The organism is Halobaculum sp. CBA1158 (genome assembly GCF_021431925.1).
In the GTDB taxonomy this organism is placed as follows: domain Archaea; phylum Halobacteriota; class Halobacteria; order Halobacteriales; family Haloferacaceae; genus Halobaculum.
Genome location: NZ_CP090371.1, coordinates 2,376,317 through 2,402,182 on the forward strand (window position 1 = coordinate 2,376,317; position 25,866 = coordinate 2,402,182).

At 70.8% G+C, this 25,866-nt stretch carries 27 protein-coding genes; 7 read left to right on the forward strand and 20 right to left on the reverse strand.

The window, feature by feature from the left end:
* The 11 genes from nuoK to Hbl1158_RS12475 form a co-directional block, all read right to left on the reverse strand.
* Positions 1-306: an NADH-quinone oxidoreductase subunit NuoK gene (gene nuoK / locus Hbl1158_RS12425; RefSeq protein ID WP_234297573.1), complete on the reverse strand. Its 306-nt coding sequence runs from the start codon at positions 304-306 to the stop codon at positions 1-3.
* Positions 306-686 carry a proton-conducting membrane transporter gene (locus Hbl1158_RS12430; RefSeq protein WP_234297574.1) on the reverse strand — a complete coding sequence of 127 codons (381 nt, stop codon included), beginning with the start codon at positions 684-686 and terminating at the stop codon, positions 306-308. Before Hbl1158_RS12430 ends, nuoK begins: the two co-directional genes overlap by 1 nt.
* Positions 683-958 (reverse strand): NADH-quinone oxidoreductase subunit J, encoded by a 276-nt coding sequence (locus tag Hbl1158_RS12435; protein WP_234297575.1) that lies wholly within the window; start codon positions 956-958, stop codon positions 683-685. The genes Hbl1158_RS12430 and Hbl1158_RS12435 overlap by 4 nt, the downstream gene beginning before the upstream one ends.
* A 274-nt stretch (positions 959-1,232) precedes the next feature.
* On the reverse strand, positions 1,233-1,694 hold the full coding sequence (locus Hbl1158_RS12440; protein ID WP_234297576.1) for an NADH-quinone oxidoreductase subunit I: 462 nt from the start codon (positions 1,692-1,694) through the stop codon (positions 1,233-1,235).
* 2 nt (positions 1,695-1,696) lie between these two features.
* Positions 1,697-2,767 (reverse strand): complex I subunit 1 family protein, encoded by a 1,071-nt coding sequence (locus Hbl1158_RS12445; RefSeq protein ID WP_234297577.1) that lies wholly within the window; start codon positions 2,765-2,767, stop codon positions 1,697-1,699.
* Positions 2,764-4,434: an NADH-quinone oxidoreductase subunit D gene (locus tag Hbl1158_RS12450; RefSeq protein ID WP_234297578.1), complete on the reverse strand. Its 1,671-nt coding sequence runs from the start codon at positions 4,432-4,434 to the stop codon at positions 2,764-2,766. The genes Hbl1158_RS12445 and Hbl1158_RS12450 overlap by 4 nt, the downstream gene beginning before the upstream one ends.
* A gap of 2 nt (positions 4,435-4,436) precedes the next feature.
* Positions 4,437-5,138 carry an NADH-quinone oxidoreductase subunit B gene (locus tag Hbl1158_RS12455; RefSeq protein WP_234297579.1) on the reverse strand — a complete coding sequence of 234 codons (702 nt, stop codon included), beginning with the start codon at positions 5,136-5,138 and terminating at the stop codon, positions 4,437-4,439.
* Entirely contained in the window at positions 5,135-5,554 is a 420-nt protein-coding gene (locus tag Hbl1158_RS12460) for an NADH-quinone oxidoreductase subunit A (protein WP_234297580.1), read from the reverse strand. The genes Hbl1158_RS12455 and Hbl1158_RS12460 overlap by 4 nt, the downstream gene beginning before the upstream one ends.
* A 97-nt stretch (positions 5,555-5,651) precedes the next feature.
* On the reverse strand, positions 5,652-6,275 hold the full coding sequence (purE, locus tag Hbl1158_RS12465) for a 5-(carboxyamino)imidazole ribonucleotide mutase (RefSeq protein ID WP_234297581.1): 624 nt from the start codon (positions 6,273-6,275) through the stop codon (positions 5,652-5,654).
* A 31-nt stretch (positions 6,276-6,306) separates the two neighbouring features.
* The gene (locus Hbl1158_RS12470; RefSeq protein ID WP_234297582.1) at positions 6,307-7,461 is read right to left on the reverse strand and encodes a 5-(carboxyamino)imidazole ribonucleotide synthase; all 1,155 of its coding nucleotides are present in this window, start codon (positions 7,459-7,461) and stop codon (positions 6,307-6,309) included.
* A gap of 94 nt (positions 7,462-7,555) precedes the next feature.
* On the reverse strand, positions 7,556-9,691 hold the full coding sequence (locus tag Hbl1158_RS12475; RefSeq protein ID WP_234297583.1) for a flippase activity-associated protein Agl23: 2,136 nt from the start codon (positions 9,689-9,691) through the stop codon (positions 7,556-7,558).
* A gap of 143 nt (positions 9,692-9,834) precedes the next feature.
* On the opposite strand from Hbl1158_RS12475, the gene ribH reads away from it, so the two are divergent.
* The 5 genes from ribH (at position 9,835) to Hbl1158_RS12500 (ending at position 15,796) form a co-directional block, all read left to right on the forward strand.
* Positions 9,835-10,263, forward strand: a complete 429-nt coding sequence (ribH, locus tag Hbl1158_RS12480) for a 6,7-dimethyl-8-ribityllumazine synthase (RefSeq protein WP_234297584.1) — start codon at positions 9,835-9,837, stop codon at positions 10,261-10,263.
* Positions 10,260-11,444 (forward strand): pyridoxal phosphate-dependent aminotransferase, encoded by a 1,185-nt coding sequence (locus tag Hbl1158_RS12485; RefSeq protein WP_234297585.1) that lies wholly within the window; start codon positions 10,260-10,262, stop codon positions 11,442-11,444. Before ribH ends, Hbl1158_RS12485 begins: the two co-directional genes overlap by 4 nt.
* A gap of 347 nt (positions 11,445-11,791) precedes the next feature.
* Entirely contained in the window at positions 11,792-12,496 is a 705-nt protein-coding gene (gene nthB, locus Hbl1158_RS12490; RefSeq protein ID WP_234297586.1) for a nitrile hydratase subunit beta, read from the forward strand.
* 81 nt (positions 12,497-12,577) lie between these two features.
* Positions 12,578-13,750, forward strand: a complete 1,173-nt coding sequence (gene nthA, locus Hbl1158_RS12495; protein WP_234297587.1) for a nitrile hydratase subunit alpha — start codon at positions 12,578-12,580, stop codon at positions 13,748-13,750.
* Positions 13,751-13,822: 72 nt separating this feature from the next.
* Complete coding sequence (locus tag Hbl1158_RS12500) at positions 13,823-15,796, forward strand: DEAD/DEAH box helicase (protein WP_234297588.1); 1,974 nt, start codon at positions 13,823-13,825, stop codon at positions 15,794-15,796.
* A gap of 6 nt (positions 15,797-15,802) precedes the next feature.
* Here Hbl1158_RS12500 and Hbl1158_RS12505 read toward each other — a convergent pair whose 3' ends face one another.
* From Hbl1158_RS12505 to Hbl1158_RS12525, 5 genes are all read right to left on the reverse strand, one after another.
* Positions 15,803-17,182, reverse strand: coding sequence for an NADH:flavin oxidoreductase (locus Hbl1158_RS12505; RefSeq protein ID WP_234299533.1), 1,380 nt, complete (start codon positions 17,180-17,182; stop codon positions 15,803-15,805).
* Between the two features lie 164 nt (positions 17,183-17,346).
* On the reverse strand, positions 17,347-17,997 hold the full coding sequence (locus tag Hbl1158_RS12510) for a carbonic anhydrase (protein ID WP_234297589.1): 651 nt from the start codon (positions 17,995-17,997) through the stop codon (positions 17,347-17,349).
* Between the two features lie 130 nt (positions 17,998-18,127).
* Positions 18,128-18,340 (reverse strand): hypothetical protein, encoded by a 213-nt coding sequence (locus tag Hbl1158_RS12515; RefSeq protein ID WP_234297590.1) that lies wholly within the window; start codon positions 18,338-18,340, stop codon positions 18,128-18,130.
* Positions 18,341-18,502: 162 nt separating this feature from the next.
* On the reverse strand, positions 18,503-19,000 hold the full coding sequence (locus tag Hbl1158_RS12520; RefSeq protein WP_234297591.1) for a macro domain-containing protein: 498 nt from the start codon (positions 18,998-19,000) through the stop codon (positions 18,503-18,505).
* Positions 19,001-19,127: 127 nt separating this feature from the next.
* Complete coding sequence (locus tag Hbl1158_RS12525) at positions 19,128-21,302, reverse strand: S9 family peptidase (protein ID WP_234297592.1); 2,175 nt, start codon at positions 21,300-21,302, stop codon at positions 19,128-19,130.
* Between the two features lie 202 nt (positions 21,303-21,504).
* On the opposite strand from Hbl1158_RS12525, the gene Hbl1158_RS12530 reads away from it, so the two are divergent.
* Complete coding sequence (locus Hbl1158_RS12530; RefSeq protein WP_234297593.1) at positions 21,505-22,320, forward strand: inositol monophosphatase family protein; 816 nt, start codon at positions 21,505-21,507, stop codon at positions 22,318-22,320.
* 22 nt (positions 22,321-22,342) lie between these two features.
* Here the strand turns inward: Hbl1158_RS12530 and Hbl1158_RS12535 are convergent, their stop codons facing one another.
* A complete protein-coding gene (locus Hbl1158_RS12535) occupies positions 22,343-23,239 on the reverse strand; it encodes a DUF4349 domain-containing protein (RefSeq protein WP_234297594.1) in 897 nt (298 codons plus the stop codon).
* Positions 23,240-23,324: 85 nt separating this feature from the next.
* On the opposite strand from Hbl1158_RS12535, the gene Hbl1158_RS12540 reads away from it, so the two are divergent.
* Entirely contained in the window at positions 23,325-24,083 is a 759-nt protein-coding gene (locus Hbl1158_RS12540) for a DUF2071 domain-containing protein (RefSeq protein WP_234299534.1), read from the forward strand.
* A 13-nt stretch (positions 24,084-24,096) separates the two neighbouring features.
* Here the strand turns inward: Hbl1158_RS12540 and Hbl1158_RS12545 are convergent, their stop codons facing one another.
* The 3 genes from Hbl1158_RS12545 to Hbl1158_RS12555 form a co-directional block, all read right to left on the reverse strand.
* A complete protein-coding gene (locus tag Hbl1158_RS12545; protein ID WP_234297595.1) occupies positions 24,097-24,459 on the reverse strand; it encodes a VOC family protein in 363 nt (120 codons plus the stop codon).
* Positions 24,460-24,583: 124 nt separating this feature from the next.
* The gene (locus Hbl1158_RS12550) at positions 24,584-24,871 is read right to left on the reverse strand and encodes an amphi-Trp domain-containing protein (protein ID WP_234297596.1); all 288 of its coding nucleotides are present in this window, start codon (positions 24,869-24,871) and stop codon (positions 24,584-24,586) included.
* A 108-nt stretch (positions 24,872-24,979) separates the two neighbouring features.
* Positions 24,980-25,624 carry a bifunctional 4-hydroxy-2-oxoglutarate aldolase/2-dehydro-3-deoxy-phosphogluconate aldolase gene (locus Hbl1158_RS12555; RefSeq protein ID WP_234297597.1) on the reverse strand — a complete coding sequence of 215 codons (645 nt, stop codon included), beginning with the start codon at positions 25,622-25,624 and terminating at the stop codon, positions 24,980-24,982.
* Positions 25,625-25,866: the final 242 nt, after the last annotated feature.

The following is a 25,866-nucleotide window of genomic DNA, read 5'->3' on the forward strand; positions in this document are numbered from 1 at the left end:
TTACCACCTCATCGTCGTCGCTTCGGTCACGTCGATCTCCTTGAAGTTGCGGTACAGCACGAGGATGATCCCGATGCCGATTGCGACTTCCGCGGCCGCGAGCGCCATCGTGAACAGGCTGAACGTCTGCCCGGTCACGTTCCCCCAGTAGTAGGAGAACGCCACGAGGTTGATGTTCGCGGCGTTGAGCATCAGTTCGACCGACATCAGGAACAGCAGGGCGTTTCGGCGCGTCAGCAGGCCGAACACGCCGATACAGAAGACGGCTGCCGACAGGATCAGGTACGCCTCCGGCGGTGCGAACATCAGTCGTCACCCCCGCGGAGGGTCTCCCTTATCTCCCGGCCGCCGTCGGTGAGTACGCCACCGATACCGTCTTCGCCCTCGCGCTTGGCGAGGAACACCGCGGCGTCGATCGCCACGTCGAGCGCGACCGCGATGAGCACGAACGCGACGACGAACCCCTCGGCGGAGACGAGCGTGGCGTCGATCGCCTCGATGTCGATGTTGAACATCGCGTAGCCGATGCTCGCGGTGATCGATGCGCCCTCGGGGAAGCCGGCCGCCTCCCCGAAGGAGGCACCGAGGAACACGACCGTCAGCACGGCGAACAGGGCGACGGCCGCGAGCCCCGGGACGAGATGTCCCCCGAGCTTCAGGCGCGGTCGCGATCCCGCGTCGCTCACGCGTCGCTCACCCCGAGTTGCTCCGGTTCTCCTTCCCTGCGCACCAGCATCACGGCGAACGTGATGAGTATCAGGACCCCGCCCACGTAGACGAGGATCTGCATGGCGGCAAGCAGTTCCGCCTGCAACATCACGTAATGCACCGCGACGCTGAGGAGCGCGGCCCCGAGGAGGAGTGCGGAGTGCCACACGTCCTCGACGAGCACCACGCCCAGACTGCTCCCCACCGTGACGATGGCGAACAGCGCGAACGCGATAGTCTCTACAACCATTACCCGACACTCCCGCCGGAGTCCGTTTGAAGCTTTCGAGAACGGTTTGCGCGTACGCGTGTGCGGGCGGTCGGAGCTCGCGGATCGGTAGCGACGCGACAGGTGCGAGATATCGGCGGAAGGACACCGGTACCGCCCGAATCGACGGCTACTGGTCGCCGGATCTCCAGCGGGTCGTCGCCCGATCGGAGCGATCCGGCCGACGCGGTCGCTGTCGAGTCGTCGAACGGGGTGGAGAACCCGAGCGCGTGGGACGGTCCCGACCGACCGGCGGTTACTGGTAGTCGATCTCGCCGTCCCCCTCGCCGATCCACGCGTCGCGGTCCGGCTCGCGGGAGTTGAGCGGGTCGATCCCCTTGTACCAGGGGACGTTCTTCAGCTGTTCTTTGTTGTAGACGAACTCGTCTTTGGTGTCGGCGGTGAACTCGAAGTTCTGCGTCAGCAGGATCGCGTCCACCGGACACACCTCCTCGCAGAGCCGGCAGTAGATGCACTGTCCGATGTGGAGGTTGTACTGTTCGCCGTTGCGCTGGTCGTCCTGGACGATCTGGATCGTGTCGTTCGGACAGACGTTCTCGCACTGGCGGCACCAGATGCACCGCTCCTGGGAGAACTTGTGGACCCCGCGGAACCGCGGGCTCACCTCGGGCGCGACGTCCGGGTACTCGACCGTGAACGTCTTGCCGTCCAGCGCGTGCTTCATCGTCGTCGCCATTCCTTTGAGTAGTCCGATCATGGTTACGCGAGCACCCCCACGATGACCGCTGTGAGGATCAGGTTCGCAAACGCGAGCACGAGCATCCCCTTCCAGCCGATCTCGATGAACTGGTCGACGCGCAGGCGCGGGACCGCCGAGCGCAGCCACTGGGTGAACAGGAAGAACGCCCAGATCTTCGCGGTGAACCAGACGATCCCCAGCACGGCCGGGCCGGGACCGGCCGGACCGCCGAGGAACAGCGTCGCCGCGATCGCGCCGCCCAGGAAGATGTGGATGAACTCGCCCAGGTAGATGAGCACGAAGTACACGGAGGAGTACTCCGTCTGGTAGCCGGCGACGATCTCCGTCGGTGCCTCGGGGATGTCGAAGGGGTTGCGGCCGACCTCGGCGACGTTCGCCACCACGAACAGCACGAACGCGAACGGGTTCACGAACGCGAACCACTGCGGGATCGTGACGCCCGCGACCGAGACCAGCGCCACCTGCTGTTGGGCGACGATCTCGCTCATCTGGAGCGTCCCCGTGAATAACACGACCGAGACGCCGGTGACGATGAGCGGGATCTCGTAGGCGATGTTCGACGCGACCGCGCGAAGGCCGCCCAGCAGGCTGTACTTGTTGTTCGACGCGTACCCCATCATGATCAGCCCCAGCGAGGCGATCGAGGAGGCGGCGAAGGCGAACGCCAGCCCCGTTTCGGGGTCGGCCAACTGCAGGCCGCTGCCCATCGGGATGACCGCGAAGCCGAGCAGCGCCGAGAACGGAATGAGGAGCGGCCCCAGGTCCCACGCGGGGCGGTCGACGCCCTCGGGGACGATCAGCTCCTTCGAGAGGAGCCGAACCGCGTCCGCGACGATGACGAACAGGCCGAACGGTCCGACCCGGTTGACCGCGATGCGGTCGGTGAACGCCGCCGTGATCTTCCGCTTGGCCCACGGGCCCGCGAAGGCCGTGTTGATGAGCAGGAAGTTGGCGATGAGGAACGCGCCGAGCAGCGCGCCGACCACGTCGGCCGCGAGGCCGCCGAACGGGAGGAGCCCGGCGATCGTGTCGGGGAGCATCCCCTGCTGGAGCGGGACCCCCCCGGTCATCTGTCCACCTCGCCGAGCACGATGTCCAGGCTACCGAGCGCGGCGACGAGGTCGGGCACGTACTCGCCCTCGGCCATCTCCGGCAGCGTCTGGAGGTTCGAGAAGCACGGCGACCGGATCTTGAACCGCGCCGGCTTGTCCGTGCCGTCCGAGCGCATGTAGATGCCGAGTTCGCCCTTCGCGCCCTCGACCGCGCGGTAGATCTCGGTGTCGTCCTCGGGCTTCAGCGTCCGCGGGACGTTGGCCTGGATGGTCCGGTCCTCCTCGGGCCAGTCCTCGAGCAGGTCGATACACTGCTCGATGATCTTCGCGGACTCCTCGACCTCGCGAAGCCGCACGAGCAGGCGGCTGTAGTTGTCGCAGCCGTCCTCGGTCACCACGTCCCAGTCGAGTTCGTCGTAGTAGCCGTACGGGTCGTCGCGGCGCAGGTCGTAGTCGACGCCGGACCCGCGGGCGACCGGGCCGGTCGCGCCGTAGTTCTTGGCGACCTCCGGCGGCAGCACGCCGGTGTCGATGGTCCGCATCTGGAGGATCTCGTTGCCCGAGATGAGGTCGTGGTACTCCTCCAGCGCCTCCGGGAGGTCCTCGAGGAAGTCGCGGGTTTTCTCGAAGAACTCCTCGCGGGGCTCGGGCAGGTCCCAGACGACCCCGCCGAGGCGGAAGTAGTTGAACATGAGCCGCTGGCCCGTGAGGTCCTCGAGGATGTTCTGGGCCTTCTCGCGGTCCCGGATCGCGTACATGAAGATGGCGGTGAAGTCGCCGTACACGTCGAGCGCGAACGTGCCGACCGCGAGCATGTGCGCGGCGATGCGGCACAGTTCCGCGCCCATCGTCCGGATGACCTGCGCGTACTCTGGCACCTCGATGTCGGCCATGTCCTCGGCCGCGCGCGCGTACGCCCACTCGTTGAGCAGGCCCGCCGAGATGTAGTCCCAGCGGTCGGGGTACGGCATGATCTGGTGGCGGTAGGTGCCGTTCTGACAGATCTGCTCCTCGCACCGGTGGAGGTAGCCGATGTCGCTTTCCACGTCGGCGACCTGCTCGCCGTCGAGCGTCGTCTCCAGGTGGAGCACGCCGTGGGTCGCGGGGTGGTGGGGACCGATGTTGAGGAACATCGTGTCCGTGTCGTCCTCCCCGCGGTGGTCCTCCTCCAGCGGGTTCGCGTTCTCGCGCAGCGGAACGACCTGCGGGCGGTCCTGGTCGTAGTCCGTCGCCAGCGGGTGGCCCTGCCACGTCTCGGGCAGGAGGATGCGGCGCAGATCGGGGTGGTCGTCGTAGTCGATGCCGACGAGGTCGTACGCCTCGCGCTCGTGCCAGTCGGCCGTCCGGAACACCGGCTCGGCCGACTCGCTGACCGGGTTCTCGCGGTCGGCGGGGACGACGACGCTGACCTCCTGGGTCGGGTCGTCGAACTTCTTCAGGTGGTAGATGGACTCGTAGCGGTCCTCGTACTCCTGTGCGGTGACACACGAGAGGTGGTCGTACCCCGCCTCGTTCTTCAGCGTCGAGAGCACGTCCTGCACGGCGTCCGGGCGGATCACGTAGCCGGGCGCGTTCAGGTGCTCCTCGCGGCCGATGACGTGATCGCCCAGCAGCTCGGCGAGCTCGTCGGGGGACTGTTCCTCGACCGGTGCCGGAACGTCCGGCTCGGGTTCTTCCAGACTCATGATCAGGGGGAGTCCGCCCAGTTGTACCGCATGACGAGGTCCTCCTCGTCGATCTCCTGTGCGAGGTGATCGACGATCTCGTCGCGGTCGAGGTCACCGAACTGTTCGAGCTCGTAGGGCTTCACCGTCACCGGCGAGGACTCGCCGTTGGCGATGCGCTCCTGGAGCTTCGCGACGCCGTACACCAGCGCCTCGGGGCGGGGCGGGCAGCCGGGGACGTGGATGTCCACCGGGATGACCTCCTCGGCACCCTTGATCACGTTGTACCCCTCCTGGAACGGGCCGCCGGAGATGGTGCACGAGCCCATGCCGATGACGAACTTCGGCTCGGGCATCTGGTCGTACACGCGCTTCATCCGCGGCGCGAACTTCGAGACGATCGTTCCGGGAACGATGATCACGTCCGCCTGTCGCGGCGACGCGCGGGGGACGCCCGCGGCGAAGCGGTCGAGGTCGTGTTTGACCGCGTACGTGTGCATCATCTCGATGCTGCAGCAGGCGATGCCGAACTGCAGCATGAACATCGAGGAGCCCCGCACCCAGTTCATGAACTTGTCGAACTTGGTGAGGATGAACGGCGAGGAGCCGAACGCCTCGCGCAGCTTCGAGTTGAAGCGGTTGTCCTCGCCCGTCATCCGGGCGTCCCGGGTGTCGGTCAGTACCTGGCTGTCGTCCGTGACGAACGGTCTGTTGTCGCTACTCATTGTCGGGAACGCTCCGTCTTCTGTCTCGCCGCACGCGGGCTGGAGGCCCACTTCACGGCGCCCTGCCGCCACGCCCAGACGAGTCCCACGACGAGCACGCCGATGAAGATCAACATCGGGAGCAACACCGTCGTGAGGCCGACCCCCGCCTCGAGGGCGGGCTGATAGATCACGGCCCACGGGAAGATCAGGACGGTCTCGATGTCGAACACGACGAACAGCAGCGCAACCATGTAGTACTGGATGTTGAACTGGATGCCCGTCGCCGATCCCGTCGGAACCTCACCGGACTCGTAGGTGGCGCTTTTGCCTTGTTCCGGCACGCTCGGACGGAGGATCGCGGACACCGCCATCATCCCGAGCGGGATGCCCACGCCCATCACCGCCAACGCGCCGATCGCTATCCATGGATTCATACCGGGTTCTCCGTATCGTACGTCGGTTTGGAGCCCCCACACATAAGCGCTTCACTTGCACGTGCACGCGCGGAGCGGCCCGGAGGCCGCAGAGTGCTCACTCTCCGCCGTCGCGCGACGCGCGGAAGCCGGCGACGCCGAGGTCGTGGAGCTCGGCAGAGACGTCCGCGACGCCGCCCTTGAGGTCCTCGTGGTACTCGACGAGTCGTTCCTCGACGGCGTCGTGCTCCCTGGCGAGCACCTGCGCGGCCGACAGCGCCGCGTTGAACGACTTGCCGGCGTCAACGGCGACGATGGGCGCGCCCGTCGGCATCCCGATCACCGAGTCGACCGACTTCTCCTGGACGGGGACGCCGACGACGGGGATCGGGTACGCGAGGCTCGCGGTCATGTTCGGCAGGTCCGCGGACTTGCCGCCCGCACCGGCGACGATCACGTCGAGGCCGCGGTCGTCGGCGGTCTCGCCGTACGCGTACAGCAGCTCGGGCGTCCGGTGGGCGGAGACGACGTACGTCTCGTAGGTGAACCGCGCCTCCGGCGGGTCGCGGAAGTCGGTCTGCTCGGCGAACCCCAGTTCGTCGAGGGCGTCGAACGCGCCCTGCATGGTGTCGAGGTCCGAGTCCGACCCCATGATGACGCCCACGTCGGGCGTCGCGTCGGGGTCGGCGTCGCTGTTCGCCTCCGATTCGAGTCGGTCGATGAGGTCCTGAACGGTTGTCATGGTCCGTGAGTTCGGTCGGCTCGGTGGGCGATCACTCGAAGGTGAGTCCGTCCCGCAGGTCGCGGGCGCGGACGAGCAGGTCGTCGCGGTCGGCGTCGGTCGCCGAGAGGGTTACGTGGCCCATCTTGCGCAGCGGGCGGGCCTCGCGTTTGCCGTACCAATGGAGGTGCGCGTCGCCGGCGGCGAGCACGTCGCCGACGCCCGACAGCGACGCGGGGACAGGTTCCGGAACGTCGCCGAGGACGTTCGCCATCACGGTCGGCGCGCGCGCCGCAGCCGACCCGAGGGGCCACCCGAGGACGGCGCGGACGTGCTGTTCGAACTGCGAGGTCGTCGCCCCCTCGATGCTCCAGTGGCCGGAGTTGTGCGGGCGCGGGGCGACCTCGTTCACCAGCGTCTCGCCGTCCGCGGTCTCGAACAGCTCCACGGCGAACACGCCGCGACCGTCGAGCGGTTCGAGGGTGTCGAGAGCGACCTCTCGAGCGCGCTCGGCGACGGCCTCGGAGCACCTGGCGGGCGCGACCGTCTCGCGGAGGATCTCCTCGCGGTGGACGTTCTCGACGACGGGGAACGCCCGACGGTCGCCGTCGCCGCGGGCGGCCACGATCGAGAGCTCCCGCTCGAAGTCGATCAGCTCCTCGGCCATCGCGCCGCCGTCGCCCGCGCCGACCTCCGCGAGTTTCGCCTCGTAGTCGTCGCCCGGCTCGACCGGGAGGTTGCCGCGGCCGTCGTAGCCGCCGGTACGGGCCTTCAGCATACAGCCGTCGAAGCGCTCGACCGCGTCGGCGAGGTCGTCGGTGTCGTCGACGGCGACGAACTCCGGGACGGGGATCCCGGCGTCCGCGAACGCCCGCTTTTGCACGAGCTTGTCCCGGATCGTCCGCAGCGCGTCCGGCGAGGGGTGAACCGGCACGTCGTACTCCTCGCCGACCGTCTCCAGCACGTCGGGGTCGGCGAGTTCGATCTCCAGCGTCAGCGCGTCGGATCGGTCGGCCAGTTCACGGACCGCGTCGGGGTCGTCGAACGATCCCTCGATCTGCTCGGCGACCCGTGAGGCGGGGCAGTCGGGCGTCGGGTCGAGCACGACCACGTCGACGCCCAGGGGCGAGGCGGCCTCCGCGAGCATGCGGCCGAGTTGTCCGCCGCCGACGACGCCGAGCGTCGGTCCGGGACAGGTCGGTGTCACGGCCGGCGGTTCGGCAGGTCCGCGAATAAATCTTGCCTCATGCGTGAAGAGTGATCCACGTATGTGAAGTTCCGAGAGGAAGAGTGGAGCGCGGTCAGGGGTCCGATTCGGCCTCAAGTTCGTACGCCCGTTCGAGTTCCTCCTCGTCGATGAACACGACGATCCGCTCGGTCCACAGCCGGAAGGCGTACTCCCGCGACTCGTAGCCGTCGAGGCGTTGCTCCAGCTCGTCGGCGTCGTCGGGTTTGGCGAACACGACCGGCGGCATCTCCTCCGGGAGGCCGTCGAACCGAGCGCTGGGCGGGGTCGAAGTCTGCTCGGCGTCGGCCAGCTCGAGGTACCACGGCGTCGGCAGCCGCGAGTGCCAACTCGGCCCGCCGGGCGGCATCCGCTCGACGCTCGACTCGTCCTCGACGTACAGCCGGGTCCCGCGCGGCGTGTCGGTCCCCACCCACAGCACGTCGGTGCCCTCGTGGTTGCGGGCGATCACCTGGGCGTCGCGGAGGGCGTCCTTGTAGTCGTTCTCGGGCTGTGCCCACTGGAGCACCTGCTTGTCCTCCTCGGCCGCCGAGTTCCAGTAGTCCGCCGTGGGGGCTGCGACGCCCGCGACCGCGGCGAACACGATCAGCCCCGCGATGATGACCGTCTCGACGTCCTCGCGGGCGATCGCCGTCCGGAGCGAGTCGCCGACGTGTGCGACGCCGACGGCCGCCGGGATCGACAGCGGGAGGACGATGTGGATCGCCGCCCACGGGGCCTGGATGTCCGTCGCGACGGGGTAGCCGACGAGCGACGCGAGCCCCCAGTAGGCCGCGTACGCGACCAGCGGTCGGGTGCCGCGCTCGGAGCCGTAGCCGTCGGCGACGAAGCCGACGGCCGCGAACACGGCGAGCACGGCCGACCCGTACGCGAGCGTCTCACCGATGTCAAAGAGGTACGGCACGTACGGGTGGCCCGAGTGACTCCCCGCGGCCCACGTCCCCCAGAACTTCTCGCCAGACCCCCACGTCGCCTCCGTCAGCACCGACCCGAGCGTCGCCGCCGAGCCGCCGGACCCGCCGGCCTGCGAGGCGACGCCGAGCGCCTGCCACAGCTCCGGCCGCGGGGCGTAAAAGAACGACGTGACCCCGAGGAACGTCGCGACGACGCCGACCGCGACGACGGGCACCCAGACCGCGAGGTGGCCGACCAATCCGGCCTCCGGGGCGTACGGCGCGGGAGTGCCGGCGGCCCCGCGGTCGGCGTTCCCGCGGTCGGCGTCGCCGGCGTCGGTCTCGGTTCCGGTAGCCGCGTCGCCGTCGCCGACGCGGTCGCGGACGCGACGCTCGATCCACCGCCGGGTGCGGGCTCCCTCGGTCCAGCCGTCGAGGAACCTCGCGAGCGCGACGGCCTCTCCGACGACCGCATCGAGCGGTGAGCCGGTCCGAGAGGCCGTTCGGACGAGCCGGTGATCGAGCAGGAGCACAGCCGCGCCGAGGAAGCACGCGAGGTACACCAGCGCGTTCTCCTTGGCGGTGAACCCCAGCGCCAGCAGCGCGGCCGAGCCGAACAGCGGGAGCGTCCGCCGGGTGTCGATCGCGTACACGACGAGCGCGAACGCGGCGACGCAGAAGGAGCCGACGAGCACGTCGCCGCGCATGAACCGGCCGTAGTAGACGAGCAGGGGGTCGGCCGCGAGCACGAGCGCGAGCGCGACCACCTCGCGGTCGCGCAGGCGGTGTCGCAACAGCAACGCCGCGAGTGGAAGCAGCCCCCCGACGACCGCGACCGGAAGTCTGGCGGCGAAGTCGGACGCGCCGATCAGGTCGAAGAGGACGTTGTTGACGACCGGGAGGAACGGCCCGTGGATGATCGGCCGGTAGAAGAACTCACCCGTCGCGTCGAACCGGAGGATCCAGTAGGCGACCCGGCCTTCGTCCCAATGGAAGACCCGGCTCCCGAGTTGGACCGTCCGGAGGAGCAGCGAGCCGACGACGATCAGGAGGACGGCAGCGACCGCGGGGTCGCCGACGCGGTCGCGGAGACGATCGAGCGCGCCGTCGTCGGCGGCGGCCGGATCGGGGAGGGCGTCGGCCTCGTCGGCGGGTTCGTCGTCGTCCGAGCCGCCGGCTTCGGCGGGGTCGTCGTCGGTCGCGTCGTCGTCCGCGCGCCGGTCACCCCCGCCGCTCGCGACCCGATCGTCCGGGGACGCGTCCTCCACGGGGTCGTCCCCGTCGGCGGGACCACTCATTGGCGGCCGGTCGCACGCCGCCGGTAACAACTCTTGTGATCCGCGCGACACGGCGGGACCGCGTCTGCGACGCGGACTACGGAGGGCGGACACATCGGCCACGAGCGGTATGCCTTTGACCGGGCCGACCCTTCGCCTGTACAATGACCGAGACCGCACTCGGGCTGGTGGTCGCACGCTACTACGCGTCCATCGCCGAGGCAATGGAGGAGTCCGCCCGCGAGGCAGTCGCCGACCGCGGCGCGACCGTCGCCGAGACAGTCGACGTGCCCGGCGCGTACGACACGCCGCTGGCGGCCGACCGACTGGCCCGCCGCGACGACATCGACGCCGTCGCCGTCGTCGGGACCATCGTCTCCGGCGACACCGACCACGACCAGGTGATCGGCCAGGCCGTCGCGACGAAGCTCGCCGACGTGAGCCTCGACCGCGACACGCCCGTCACCTTCGGCGTGTCGGGGCCGGGACAGTCGGGGGCGGAGGCACGGGAACGCGCACAGAAGGGCGCGGAGGCCGCGAGCGCCGCCGTCGACCTCGCGGAGGGGCTCCCCGCCCCGGAGGTGGCCGCATGAGCGGACGGGAGGCCGCAGGGGAGTTCGCCTACGACTTCGCCGAGCGCGTCGGCCGCGTCGAGCCGTCGGCGACGCTGGCGATCTCGAACGCCGCGAACGAACTGGAGGCCGAGGGCCACGACGTGGTCGACCTCTCCGTGGGCGCGCCAGACTTCCCCACGCCCGAGACCGTCGTCGAGGCGGGCAAGGACGCGCTGGATGCGGGGCACACGGGCTACACCTCCTCCAACGGCGTCCCCGAGCTGAAGGAGGCCATCGCGGAGAAGCTCCGCGCCGACGACATCGACGCCGACGCCGACGACGTGATCGTCACGCCCGGCGCGAAGCAGGCGCTGTACGAGACGGTCCAGACGCTCGTGGACGACGGAGATGAAGTGGTCCTGCTGGACCCGGCGTGGGTGTCCTACGAGGCGATGGTGAAACTCGCCGGCGGCGACCTCGCCCGCGTCGACCTGGCCCCGCACAACTTCTCGCTGGCCGACGGGCTCGACGACCTCGCGGCGACGGTCTCCGACGACACTGAGCTCTTGATCGTCAACTCACCCAGCAATCCGACGGGCGCGGTCTACGCCGACGAGGGGCTGGAGGGCGTGCGCGACCTCGCGGTCGAGCACGACGTCGCGGTCATCTCCGACGAGATCTACGACGAGATCGTCTACGGCGTCGAGCAGACCAGCCTGGCGAGCCTCGACGGGATGGCCGACCGCACGGTGACGATCAACGGCTTCTCGAAGGCGTACTCGATGACCGGCTGGCGGCTGGGCTACCTCCACGCCACGGGCGACCTGATCCCGCAGGCGGGGAAGCTCCACAGCCACTCCGTCTCGTGTGCGACGAACTTCGTCCAGCGCGCGGGCATCGAGGCCCTGCGCAACACCGACGAGTCCGTCGAGGAGATGCGCGCGGCCTTCGAGTCGCGCCGCGACATGCTCGTCGACCTGTTCGACGACCACGGCGTCGACGTGACGGTGCCCGACGGCGCGTTCTACATGATGCTGCCCGTCGACGAGGACGACTCCGCGTGGGCCGAGGAGGCGATCCAGGAGGCGCACGTCGCGACCGTCCCCGGCTCCGCCTTCGGCGCGCCCGGCTACGCCCGCATCAGCTACGCCGCCAGCGAGGATCGCCTGAAGGAGGGCATGCAGCGCCTCTTCGACGCCGGACTCCTCGGCGACGAGTAGCGGAACCATCGCACAACAGTTCTGACTCCCCGGCGCGGTTTCTCGCGGGAGTCCGGGTTCGACGACTGCCCGTCCGACCGCCGAGCGACGACGCCCGTCCGACCGCCGAGCGACGACGCCCGTCCGAGCCACGGGTGGGACTGAAAGGGGCCGCGGCTGTGCGCGAAGGCGCGGACCGACAAGCACCGCAAGGCGAGCGAAGCGAGCCGAGGAGCGCAGCGGCCGCACCGAGCGCACAGCCGCGGGGGCTTTCGCGGTCGTCACCACGGTATCGCGGGCGGCGTCCCGAACCAGATCCATGCTACCGCGTGGCGAGATTTTATCAGCCGCGCCGGAATCAACCGTGTATGGACGGGATCCACGACCTCGGCGGGATGGATTCGTACCACGACCTCCCGCCGGACCAGCCCGACGACGCCAGCCCGTTCCACCACGAGTGGGAGGGCGTCGTCCAGTCGCTGTACATCGCCGGCCTCGGCTCGGACACGTTCGAGCTCGACCGCTTCCGGTACACGCTGGAGGGGGACGACCCCGAGCGCTACCTGACGGTTCCCTACTACGAGCGCTGGCTGGGTGCCATCGAGACGCTGTTCGTCGAGGCGGGCGTCGTCGACGCCGACGAGCTGCGCGAGCGCGCGGAGGCGTTCGCCGCCGGCGACGCGGAGGTGCCCGACGAGACGGACCCCGACCGGCTCCCCGCGCTGCTCGAGGGCACCCGCGAGAAGTACCTGAGCCGCCGCGGCGACGGCGACCCGAGCTTCGCCGTCGGCGACCGCGTCCGGGTGCGAAAGCGGCATCCGACCGGCCACACGCGCTGCCCGCGGTACGTCCGCGGCGCGGTCGGCGAGGTCGTCGCCGACCGCGGCGCGCACGTGTATCCGGACGAGAACGCCCGGAGCCGACGGGAGAGAGGGACCGACGGCGAGCGCGCCGAACAGCTGTACAACGTCCGCTTCGACGCCGCCGAGCTGTGGGGCGAGGACTGCACGGACGCCGACGGCCTCCACATCGAGCTCTGGGAGCCGTACCTCGTCGCGCCCGAGGACCGATAGGCCGACGCGGCCGAGGCCCCGAACCGGTCGGTTTCGGGGGCGGGGCGAACGCATAAGCCCCCAGACGCGCCACTACATCACATGACCGGCGACCGCGGCGATCACGACGGACGCGACCACGACGACCCGCCGTCTCATCCCGACCCGGAACTCCGCGACGAGATCGGCCCGCAGGCGAGGGCGCGCGCGCTCCAGTCGCTGCTGACCGAGAAGGGCGTCCTCAGCACCGACGCCGTCGACGAGGTGATCGCCACCTACGAGGGCGACGTGGGGCCGATGAACGGCGCACGGGTCGTCGCGCGGGCGTGGACGGACCCCGAGTACCGCGAGTGGCTGCTGGAGGACGGCATCGAGGCCGTCACGGAACTGGACATCTCGGTGAACGACGAGGTGATGGAGCTTCGGGTGGTCGAGAACACCGACGACACCCACAACGTCGTCGTCTGCACGCTCTGCTCGTGTTACCCGTGGGCCGTGCTGGGGCTGCCGCCGACGTGGTACAAGTCGCCCGCCTACCGCTCGCGCGTCGTCGACGAGCCGCGCGCGCTGCTGCGGGAGGAGTTCGACACGGATCTCGCGGACGGCGTGGACGTGGAGGTGTGGGACTCCAACTCCGAGGTGCGATACATGGTGCTCCCGCAGCGGCCCGACGGAGCCGAGGACATGAGCGAAGCCGAGCTGGCGGAGCTCGTCTCACGCAACGCGATGATCGGCGTCGAACGGCTCGGCGACGGGGGCTCGATCGCCTCCGACGGCGGCGCGCGGACGGCCGGCAGCGACGCGAACGCGACGGCCGGCAGCGACGCGACCGTCGATTCGACCGCTGAGGTCGACACAGCGGCCAAGCAGGTCCCGCGGACCGACGCCGACGGCCCGACGTTCGCGGAGCCGTGGATGGCGCGGTCGTTCGCGCTGGCGGTCGCGCTCACTAACGAAAACGACCCCGGGCACACGTGGGACGACTTCCAGTCGGAACTGGTCGCCGAACTCGACGCGAACCCGGGCGCGGAGGACGGGAGCGACGCCGACTACTACGGCGCGTGGCTGGCCGCCCTCGAGCGCTTCCTGACCGAGCGCGACCTCGTCGACGGGTCGGACTTCTCGGCCCGCGCGACCGCCTTCGCCGACGGCGACCGCAACGCCCACGAGTTCGTCGAGGGCGACCCCCACGCCCACGCCGACCAGTTGCCCGAGGGACACGCCGACGGCGCACATCACCACCGCGGTCACGACGACGACCACAGCCACCACTAACCGTCACGGCCGCGGGCGAGTCGGTCGGCGCACGGAGGTTTATATCCGAGAGGGACCCAGGGCCGGCATCGAATGCGCGTCGCCGACCTCCCGCTGGCCCCCGAGTACGTCGACCACTTCGCGGGCGAGGGGATCGAGGAGCTGTACCCCCCGCAGGTCGCAGCCGTGGAGGCCGGCGTCTGCGACGGCGACAACGTCGTCGCCGCCGTGCCGACCGCCTCGGGCAAGACGTTCGTCGCCGAGCTCGCCCTCCTGACGGCCGACGGCCCGGGGCTGTACGTCTGTCCGCTCCGGGCGCTCGCCCGCGAGAAGTACGAGGAGTTCGACGCGCTCCCGGGCGTCGAAGCGGGCATCTCCACCGGCGACTACGACTCGGCCGCGAGCGACCTCGCCGGCAACGACGTGATCGTCGCCACCAGCGAGAAGGTCGACTCCGCCATCCGAAACGGTGCCGAGTGGGTCGACGACCTCGCGTGCGTCGTCGTCGACGAGGTCCACCTGCTCGGCTCGCCCCGGCGGGGGCCGACGCTGGAGGTGACGCTCGCGACCCTCCGCCGCCGGACGCCAGACGTACAGATCGTCGCGCTGTCGGCGACCGTCGACAACCCCGCCGACATCGCCGACTGGCTCGACGCCGAACTCGTGGAGTCGACGTGGCGGCCGGTCGACCTCCGGGTCGGCGTCCACGCCGAGGGGACCGTCCGGTTCGACGACGGCACCGATCGCTCGCTCCCCGTCGACGGCGACGGTCCCACCGCCGATCACGCCGCCAATCCTGCCGACGACGCCGACACCGAGGCGACGGCGGCGCTCGTCGCCGGCGCGGTCGACGACGGGGGACAGGCGCTTGCGTTCGTCGCCTCTCGACGGGAGGCCGAGGCGCTCGCCGACCGGCTGGCGGAGGAACGGTTCGGCGGCGGTGGCGACGCCGCCGACGACGCGAGCGACGCGGACGGCGTCGCCGCGGACCTGCGCGACGCCGGCGGCACCGAGACGGGCGAGCGCCTGGCCGAGGCCGCCGAGCGCGGCGTCGCGTTCCACCACGCGGGGCTCTCCTCGGACCACCGGGCGACCGTCGAGCGGGCGTTCCGCGAGCGGAGGCTGGCGGTCATCTGCGCGACGCCGACGCTCGCGGCCGGCGTGAACGTCCCCGCGCGCCGCGTCGTCGTTCGCGATCAGCGGCGCTACACCGGCGAAGGCACGGAGTGGCTTCCCGTGCTGGAGGTCCATCAGATGTGCGGGCGTGCGGGGCGACCGCACCTCGATCCGTACGGCGAGGCGGTGCTCGTCGCCGACGACGCCGACGAGCGCGAGGAGCTGTGGGACCGGTACGTCACGGCCGACCCCGAGCGCGTGGAGTCGAAGCTCCGGGATCCCGCCGCGCTGCGCACGCACACGCTCGCGCTCGTCGCCACCGGCATCGCCGGGTCGCAGGCGGGGGTGCTCGACGCGCTCGGCGGGACGTTCTACGCCTCGCGCACGTCGAACCCGAACCTGGGGGGCGTCGTCGGCGACGCGATCGCGAGCCTCATCGACGACGGCCTGCTCGCGCCCGCACCCGACGGCGGCATCGAGGCGACGCCGGTCGGCTCGCAGGTGTCCCGACAGTACGTCACCCCCGACACCGGGGTCCGGATCGTCGACGGACTGCGGACGGTCGCCGGGATGGATCCCGACGACGTGACCGAGTTGACCGCCTTCGAGATCGTCTGCGACACCCCGGACATGGACGACACCTACCTCGGCAACGCCGAGCGCGCCGACATCTACCAGTTCGCCCGCTCGCGCTCGGCGGAGCTGACGACCGGCATGACGGACGCCGAGGACTTCGAAGGCTGGCTGGAGTCCGTGAAGACCGCCCGGGTTCTGACGGAGTGGGTCGACGGCGCGAGCGTCGAGGAGCTGGTCGAGACGTACCGCATCGGTCCCGGCGACCTGGAGTCGCGGATCGAGCGCGCCGAGTGGCTGCTGGGCGCGGCCGACGCGCTCGCAGAGGAGATCGGCGTCGAGCTGCCGGCGATCGGGTCGGCTCGGTCGAGGCTCTGACCGGGTTCAGCTCCCCTCGCGGTCGTACGCTCCCGCCATCCGGTGCTCCCCTGCCTCCCGGAGTACCGACGGAGTCCGACAGACGCCCTGCTCGCCGGCCGCCTGGGGGACGACGCAGTTGTTGCAGTCCTCGCAGGCGACCGCGACCCCGCGCTCGGGGGCGTCCTCCCGGAGCAGTCTGGCCGGCAACTCGGGTTCGGCGTAGAACGGCCGTGCCATCCCCACGGCGTCGGCGGATCGAACGGCGTCAGCGGATCGGACGCCGTCTGCGGACCGGCTGTCGTCAGCGGATCGGCCGCCGTCGCCGAGCAGCCCGTCGATCGTCGCCCGGTCCCTGACGCCGCCCTCACAGAGGACGGGCACGTCGACGCGCTCGCGCACCCGCCGGCAGAGGTCCGCGTTCCACGCCGGCTCCCGGGAGTAGACGAGCGACTCGACCCAGTTCGCGGCGGCGACGAGCGCCGCCCGCGGTCGCGAGCCGAAGGCGTCGACGTACTCCTCGCGGAAGCGCTCGTCGCGCCACGAGCGGCCGGGAAAGGCCCCTCGGATCACGCTCATGTCCCAGAAGACGGAGCCGTTGACCGGGACCAGCGCGTCGTAGCCCGCGTCCGCGAGGCGCTCGCAGAGCCGGACGCAGTCGGCGGCCGACAGCGTGGGCCCGATCCCCGGCGGTGCCTCGGTCTCGGCGGGGACCTTCGTCAGGACGGGCACGTCGCCGGCGCGGTCGCGGATCTCGGCGAGCACGACCTCGAAGAAGCGCGCGGGGTCGCCGAACTCGTCGTCGCGGCGGTTGTAGAACGGCGACGCGAACTGGTGGAGGATCCCCATGTTCGCGCCCGCGAGGTGTATCAGGTCGTAGTCGGCGTCGACCGCGGCGGCGGCCGCGCGACCGAAGTCCGCGGCCAGTTCGCGACACTCCTCGGTCGCGAGGACGTGCGCGTCGTAGTCGAGAACCCCGAGACGGTCGAGCAGACGGAGGGGTCGCGGGGGAGGCGACACCGCGAGCTGTTCGAGATCCGGGTTGCGGGCGCGGAAGCCGCGGTGCCACGTCTCCATCGAGCGCAGGCCGCCGTGTTCGAGTTGGATCGCGATCCGGCCGCCGTGATCGTGGATCGCCCCGGTGAGTCGGGAGAGCCCGGCGACGAAGTCGGGGTCGTGGACGCGGGTCATTCCGGGCGCGGCGCAGCCGCCCTCCTCGCGAACGATCGTCGCGCCCTGACAGACGAGCCCCGCGCCGGCCGCGGCCGCCGGCTCCAGCTCCGCGATCAGCGTGTCCACCGCGTCGGGACCGTTGCCCGCGTGCTCGAGCAGCGGCGCGCGGTAGAGCCGGTTCGGGAGCGTGACCCCCCCGATCCGGAGGGGATCGGTGATCGACGGCACGGAGATCTGATCGGGCTCGTCGGGCTTGAACGCTCGGCCGGAAGGTCGGGACCGTCGGGAAGGCACATCGCCGTAAGCGACACGACGGCGATCCGGCGTCCTGGCGGTGATCCGGCTACCACGTGGCGACCCGGCGGCGACTCGGCGGCGACCCGGCGACGGTCCCGATTTCAGACCCGTCGCTCGCTGATCTCCTCGGCGACGCGCTCGCCCGGCCGCCGAAGCTCGCCGGACTCGACCTCGTACACGTAGCCGGAGACGGTCACGTCCTCCGGAATCAGCTCGTGTTCCTCGAGGTAGCGGACCTGCGCGGCGCAGGCCTCGTCGATATTGTCGGTCATGCGGACCCACTCCTCGACGGCGGCGTCGCCGATGTCGAGTTCGGGCAGCGCCGGATCGAGATCCACGTCGTCGAGGTCGACGCCCGCGGCCTCCGCCCGCGCCTCCAGGCCGGCGGCCACGTCGTCGTCGCTCGCGGACATCATCCCGCAGTCGGTGTGGTTCACGACGACGATCTCGTCGGTGTCGAAGAAGTTCGTCGTCAGCGCCGCCGAGCGGATCACGTCGTCGGTGACCTTCCCGCCGGCGTTTCGGTAGATCTGCGCGTCGCCGAGGTCGAGGTCGAGGGCGTCCTCGACGGGGATGCGCTCGTCCATGCAGGCGACGACGAGGAGGTTCTCGTCGGTCGGGATCCCCTTGCGTCGGCGTCGCGCCCAGTCGTCGCGGGCGTCGACCGCCTCGTCGACCCGCTCGTGGACGTGGTCGTGTTCGTGCCCGTGCTCGTCGGTGCCGGTGTCGGTGTCGGCGTCGGTGTCGGACATCGACGGATCACAGGGCCCGCAACGACGGGGTCGTTTCGCCGTCCGTAATCCCGACCGGTGATCGCAGAAAGGGGCGATTTGATCCGGTAGGGTCCGGAGTAACGCGGCGACCCGGGTTTGACGCGGGCGACTACCCCTCGCCGGCGTCAACCTGCTCGTGAGTGTGGTGGTAGAACTCGACGAGGGCCTCGCCCCCGTCGCCGGCGACGGGTTCGAAACACACCCGACGGTAGCGCTCGTTGTCGAGGAGGTTCACCGCGAGTCCGGCGTCGTGCACCGAGACGGAGTCGTAGGCGACCCCGCAGGTCGGACACGACTCCGGCGGGTCGCTCGGGCGGTCCACGTGAGCGAAACGGTCGCCGGCGGCAAACCTGTGTCGACGGGACCGTGGCGGATGTGCGGACCGCCGCGGGCGACGACGGGTCCGGCGTGGACGACGCGAACCCGCGGGGCCGGCGCGTACCGGTGCGGATCCGCGTGAACCGACGCGACCGCCGCCGCCGACTCACTCGCCGACGGCCTCGCGGACCGTCTCGTACTCCGAGTCGGAGTAGGCGATGAAGCGCACGTCCCGCAGCGAGTCGGGGTCGAACGCGCGGATCTCCTCGGAGATGAGGCGCGCGCCCTCCGCGAGGTCGAACCCCGCGACGCCACAGCCGAGCGCCGGGATCACCAGCGACTCACAGCCGCGCTCGTCGGCCGCGGCGAGGGCGTTGCGCGCGGCGTCGCGAATGCTCTCGGCGGTCGCCTGTCCGTCCCCGTAGTGGGGCATCGCGGCCGCGTGGATCACGTACTCGGCGTCGAGGCCGAACGCGTCCGTGACCGCCACCGCACCCAGGTCGACCGGGCCCTTCGCCATCGCCGCCTCGTTCAGGCCGACGCCCGCGGCGCGCCGGAGCGCGCCGGCGACCCCGCTGCCCATCTTGAGGCTCGTCCCCGCCGCGTTCACCAGCGCGTCCGCGGACTGGTCGGCGATGTCGCCACGGATCACCTCGAACTCCATGTCGGGGGATCCGCGTCGATCGGCAAAGGCGTTGTCCGGTGGGCGTCGATGAATGGGAGCGTCAACGAGCGAGAGCGTCGGCGAGCGAGAGCGTCGGCGAGGAGCGCGACGGCGACGCGTCCCGGGACTACTGCGGCTCCTCGTCCGCGCGGTCGTGCGGGTCCGCCGCGTCGGGGTCGTCGACGGCGGGGTCGTGTCGGGCGTACCACGCGGTGACCTCCTCCAGTCGGTGGATCGCGCGGTCGGGCGTGCCGATGTTGTGGTGCTCGTTCTCGTAGAGGACGAGCCGCGCGTCGACGCCCTGTTTCTTGGCGGCGACGTACAGCTGCTCGCTCTGGCTCGGGGGACACCGCCAGTCCTCCTGGCCGGCGGTCACCAGTAGCGGCGTCTCGATGTTCCCCGCGTCCGTGATCGACGACGACGCGTCGATCCCCTCGGGGTTCTCCCACGGGAGGCCGTACTCGTTCTCCATCCAGACGTGGGAGTCGTCGGTGCCGTACGCCGACCGCAGGTCGTAGATGCCGTGTTCGGGCGCGGCGGCGGTGAACAGATCCGGCTCCTGGGTGACGAGGAACCCCTGCGCGATGCCGCCGTAGGAGAAGCCGTAGCCGAACACGCGGTCGTCGTCGACCCAGCCGCGCTCGACCACGTCGTCGACGCCGTTGGCGATGTCGGTCACCTCGTGGGTGCCCCACTGCCCCTTCAGCGCCTCGGCGAACTCGCGGCCGTAGGAGGAGCCGCCGCGGTAGTTGGGCCGGAGGACGACGTAGCCCCTGCTCGTCAGGGCGGCGTGGGCGAAGCTGAACACGGGCTCGTCGTAGCTGATCGGCCCGCCGTGGATGGCGACGACGAGCGGGTGATCGCCGTCGGAGAGGTCCACGTCAGGGTCGTGATACACGATCCCCGAGACGTGCTCGCCGTCCGACTCCCACTCGATCCGGCGGGCCTCCGGCATCGCGTACTCGTCGGTGAGGTCGGCGTTCACGGCGGAGAGCCGCGCCAGCGACTCGGCGTCCGTCTCCTCGGCGGCGTCGAGGTCCGCGGCGTCGACGGCGTAGACGTCCTGGCCGTCGCTCGGGTGCGAGAAGGCGAACCCGGCGCGCCCGCCGTCGGCCGAGAGGTCGAACGCGCCCATCGCCCGGTCGTCGCCCTGCGCCTCGAAGACGCGCTCGGCGGCCGGGGGCGCGCCGTCGGCGTCCGCGGTCTCGGCGGCCGTCGCGGGACCGCCGGCGACCGCGGCGTCGGGGTCGGCCGCGACCCGCACCAGTCGCGTCCGAGCCTCGTCGGCGACCAGGCAGTACAGCGTGTCGTCGTCGGCCCACGCCGGCGCGCCGCCGCGGGCGACCGTCCGGTCGAGGTCCGCCGTCAGCGACCCGTACTCGCCGTCCGCATAGAGGTACACCTGCGTCGGAACGCACCAGTTCACGGGATCGCCGGCGCAGAAGGCGAGTCGGTCGCCGTCCGGCGACCAGGTCGGCGCGTTCGCCGAGAGGTCGCCGTCGGTGAGCCGGCGGAGTCCGGTGCCGTCCGGATGGATCGTGAACACGTCGCGGACGAGGGTGTCGTCGGGATTCTCCTCGCGACAGGAGGTGAACGCGATCCGGTCGTTCGCGCCCCAGTCGGGCTCCATTCCGGAGAGTCCCTGATACGCCCCGCCGCCGTGGGCGTCGTCGAGACGCTCGGCGTCGCCCGTCTCCGCGTCGACGACGTGGAGGTACGTCGTCACGGTGTCGGTGTAGCCGACCCCGTCGAGCTTGTGCTGGAGGCGCTCGGTCTCGACCGGCTCGCCCTCCTCGCGGCCGTCGAGGTACGCCCGCTCGGCGTCGGTCGGGTCGCGCGCGGCGACGACGAGGCGCTCGCCGTCGGGGCCCCAGTCGAACTCCTCCGCGCCCTCCTCGAAGTCGGTCACCTGCCGGGCGTCGCCGCCGAGCGCGAGGTCGAAGGCCCACACCTGCGGCGTCGGCTCCTCGTCGCCGCCGGCACCGGCGTCGGCGGCGTCCGCGTCGCCGTCGTCCTCGTCGTCCCGCCCGACGCGGCGGTCGGCGTCCTCGTCGCGGGCGGCGACGAACGCGAGGCGGTCACCGGCGGGTGACCACGCCGGCGAGGAGGCACCCGAGACGCGGGTGAGGCGGTGCGGATCGCGCGAGCCGTCGGCGGGCGCGACGAACAGCGACGCGACCGGTTCGTCGGCGTCGGGGTCGTACTCGGTGGTCGTGAAGGCGACCCGGTCCCCCGTCGGCGAGACGGCCACCTCGCCGACCTGGGTCAGGTCGTAGAACGCGTCGAGCGGGAGCGTCGACATGCTCTGACGTGCCGGCGCGCGCGGCAAATACCTTCGTCATGCGGTCGCGTCGGCCGCATCCCTCCGGCCGTCGGACTCAGCGGATTCGGCGGGCTCGGCGGGCTCGGCGGGACCCCGTGACCGCTCCCGCCGCGGCGACGCGGTCGCCCCGTCGGCTCCTCGAACCGACGCGCTGAACCCGACCGCACGCACACCACCGGATATGACAGATGACGCCGACCGGGACGCGCCGCCCCCGGAGTCGCTGGCGGCGACCGCGGAGGCCGCGGTGCGAGCGGCCGGGGCGTACCTCGCCGACCGCTTTCGCGACGGCGACACCGTCGGGGCGTTCGAGACGGACGACGTGAAAGCGGCGGCCGACGAGGCGGCCGAGCGGCTGGCGTTCGACCGGATCCACGCGGACTTTCCGAACCACTCGCTCCACGGTGAGGAGTCGGGCCGCGCCGGCGAGGGTCCCGTCGAGTGGATCGTCGACCCGCTCGACGGCACGAACAACTACGCGATCGACTACCCCTCGATCGCCTCGGCCGTCGCCGCCCGAGTCGACGGCGAGGCGGTCGCGGCCGCGATCCACGAGCCGCTGGTCGACGACTGCTACGTCGCGGTCCGCGACGGCGGCGCGAGACTGAACGGCGAGCCGCTCCCGCCCGCGCCCCGCGACCGGCCGCTCGAGCGCTCGACGGTGTCGCTCGTGGTCGGCCTCCCCGCCGTCCGCGACGAGTCGCTGTCGGCGGAGGTCGCGTCGGTCCGGTCGGCGCTTCGCGGCCGGTGCAAGCGGGTGCTGGAGACGTGGTCGCCGTGCGTCGACTGGGGGCTGCTCGCGCGCGGCTCGATCGCGGGCGTCGTCTGCGCGTATCCGGACGTGTTCGAGCAGGAGGCCGGCGAACTCCTCGCGAGCGAGGCCGGCGTCGTCTCCGCGTCGGCCGACGGCTACTACGTCGGCGCGCTCGACGAGGCGACCCGAACGGAGTTGGCAGAGGCGCTTCCGGTCGCCGTCGGCGACGGGGACGAGAAGTGAGCGAACGGCGAGTCCCCGACGGTCACGGACCGCGTCGTCGATTCCGGAGGTACCGGACGCCGAGCGCGACCCCCGCGAGGGGCACGCTCGCGACGAGGAGGAACGGCAGCGCGTAGGCCGTCAACACGACGAGACTCCGGCCGAGCACGATCACGCCGTCGACCGACTGGAGGAACGCCTCCGTGACCGGCGTGTCGTACCAGCTCGTTCGCTCGACCGGCTCGGGGTCCGGGGCGGGCTCGCGAAGCTCGACGGTGATCGTCGCGTACGCCACGCGGTCCTCCAGGCTCCGCAGTCGCGCCTCCGTGCGCTCGATCTCGGTTTGCACGTCCGAGAGCTCGCGCTGGACCGCCAGCACCTCCTCGGTGTCGTTGGCGTCCTCGTACAGCTCGCGGAGCCGGTCGCGCTCGGCCCGGAGACTCTCCAGGCGCGCCTCGAGGTCGACCACCTGGTCGGTCACGTCCCGCACCGACTGCTCGGAGGAGCGGACCTCGCCGCGCTCCTCGACGGCCGACAGCGCCCCCGAGTAGTTGCCCGTCGGCACCCGAAGGACGATCCGCCCGGCCGTCCACGTGCGGTTCCCCTCGCCGTTGACCTGCCGCGAGGAGTCGCCGACGTAGCCGCCGCGCTCGCGGGCCGTCTCGGCGATGTCCGCGCGGGCGGCGTCGAAGTCGTCGACCCTGAGTCGCACGGTCGCCTCGTAGATCAGATCGCGTTCCGCCGCCTGCGCGCGCACGCCGCCGTCGCTTCCGCCGTCCTCGCCCGACTCGGCGTCGGCGGCGGCGGTCGCCTCGGCGGTCACGTCCACCGATCCGCCGGTCTGCGCGGCGTCGCCGCCGGCGGAGTTTCCGGCTCCGGAACACCCCGCGAGGACCAGCAGGAGAGCACAACACACGGCCAGTATCGGGCCTCGTCGCATGCCCGGCGCTACCACGCCGGGTTCCCTAACCGTTCGGTACGGTGAAAGGGTCGTTTGACCCTTCCGTGTGCGGCCCGTCGGGTCGATCGTGTCCCGACGGCTGCTCTCGATGCGGTGGCGCGACGCGCTGTTCGCCCACTGGCGGGTCGACCCCGCGACGGTCGCCGCCCGCCTGCCCGACCCGCTGTCGGTCGCGACGCACGACGGCGACGCGTACCTCGGGGTCGTCCCGTTCGAGATGACCGACATCCGGCCGCGGGGGTCCCCGATCGGCCTGTCGTTCCCGGAGCTCAACCTCCGGACGTACGTCACCCACGGCGACACGAAGGGGGTGTACTTCTTCAGTCTCGACGCGGAGGACGCCCTCGGCGTCGGCGTCGCCCGGACGCTGTTCCGGCTCCCGTACTACCGCGCGTCGATGGACGTGACCAGGGACGACGGCGACGTGACCGTGCGGAGCCGCCGGGCTCACCCCGGCGCGCCGCCCGCGCCGTTCGACGCGACCTACGGTCCGTGTGGGGAGACGAGCCCGCCCGAGCCCGGGAGTCTCGAGGCGTTCCTCGTCGAAAACTACCGCTTCTACACCCAGGGCCGCGACCGGATCTACTACGGCGACATCGACCACGAGCCGTGGCCGCTCGCGCCGGCCGACTGCGAGATCCGCGAGAACGGCCTGTTCGCAGCGAACGGCTTCGACGAGCCGGAGGGTGACCCGATCCTCCACTACTCGCCCGGGATAGACGTGACCGCGGATCGGATCCGGCGACTGGACGCGAACGGGCGCGGCGACGGAACCGTCGCCGGCGACGCCGCGAGCGTGTCGATCCCCGTCGACGACGACTGACGGGACCCGAGTCTCACTCCGGCAGGTCGTGGAGGAACGTCTGGAACTCGACGGTCCGGCCGTCCGGATCGGCCGCGAAGAACTGGTAGATGTCGTACCGGTCGTTCACGTGCGGCTCCTCGCGGGCGGCGTCGCCGACGCGGTCGTGGAGGCGGTCGACGCCGGCGCGGTCCGGGTAGACGAACGTGAGTATCCCCTCGGTCTCGGTGTCGCCCTCGTCCGCGTCACAGAGGCCGAACCGGAAGCCCTCCCGCGAGAGGATCGTACAGCCGGGCTGTTCGAGCCAGACCTCACAGCCGACGACCTCGCGGTACCAGTCGACGGCGCGGTCGCGGTTCGCGGTCCGGAAGAAGACGAGGCCGCCGGGGTGCGACATGGGAACCGGATCGCCCGCCGGCGACGAATAGGCTTCGGCCGAGGGTGTCGTAGAACTCTTCTCAGGGCGATCGGTTTCGGTGTAGAATCCGCCGAACGGGCTGGTGAGTGGGATTGCGGAGTGACTACTCGATCTCTAACTGACCACTTCTGCTCTCTTCCCCACCGTCGTTCTCGTCCCATTCGAGTTCGAACTCGATGCTGCGTTCGGTCATGTTGCCAGCGGGACCTTCGCGTTCAGCTTTGACCTCGAAGGTCGGCCGGGCAGGGGGGTTCAGCGTTACGGACTCGGAGCCCGCTTTCAGCTTGATGGGGTCTCCGCTCTCGAGATTGTCCGCGACTTTCCGGAGGTACGATGCAATCGCTTCTCGACTCTGGTCGCTCTCTGATTTGAACAGGACTTCTTCGGGCATACACCGGAACGTACACAGCCTGCACCGATAAATGCGCCCGCTGTTCGTAGCGGATCACAGGACTCTCGATGCGGGTGTGAACTGTACGACACCACCCGATTGACCTCGCTACTCGCGTGCGGCCTCGATGACCTCGCGGAACGCCTCCGCGCGGTCGGTGATCGCCTCGAAGTCGCCGGCGGCGACGAGGTCGCGGTCGACGAGCGCCGACCCGGCACCGACGCAGACCGCGCCGGCGTCGATGTACTCGCCGGCGTTGTCGGGGGAGACGCCGCCGGTGGGCATGATCTCCAACTGGCCGAGCGGTCCCTTCAGCGCCGCGACGTGGTCGGGTCCGACGGTCTTCGCCGGGAACACCTTCACCATGTCCGCGCCGGCCTCGTAGGCCCGTTGTGCCTCCGTCGGCGTCATCACGCCCGGGGCGCACAACACGCCGTAGCGGTTGCACGTCTCGACGACGCCCGCCTCGAACGTGGGGCAGACGACGAACTCCGCGCCGGCGGCGATCGCCGCGCGGGCGGTCGCGGCGTCGAGGACGGTGCCCGCGCCGACGAGCACGTCCTCGCCCAGCGCCGCCGAGAGGGTCGCGATCATGTCGGTCGCGCCGTCGGTGTCGGCGGTGACCTCCAGCGCCGTGACGCCGCCGGCGACGAGCGCCTCGGCGGTGTCGACGACGGTCTCGGGCTCGGCCCCCCGCATGACGGCGACGACGCCCGACTCGCGCATCGCCGCGAACGCCTCGGTGGTACTCATACGCGAGTGAACTTCCCGGCAGCGAATAAAAGCGACGGGTGCGAGACGTGCGAGACCGAGCGAACGACCGGAGGGAGTGAGCGAGGTCTCGGCGGACGGCGGCGAGCTTGTGGGTGAGCCGCCCACAGAACATGCGAGACGTGCGAGGCGCGAGGGAGCGACGCGACCGAGCGCCTCGTACTCACGGCGGCGAGGTCTTCGGGCCGAGCCGCCCACGGAGCTGCTGACTGAACAGGGGAGCG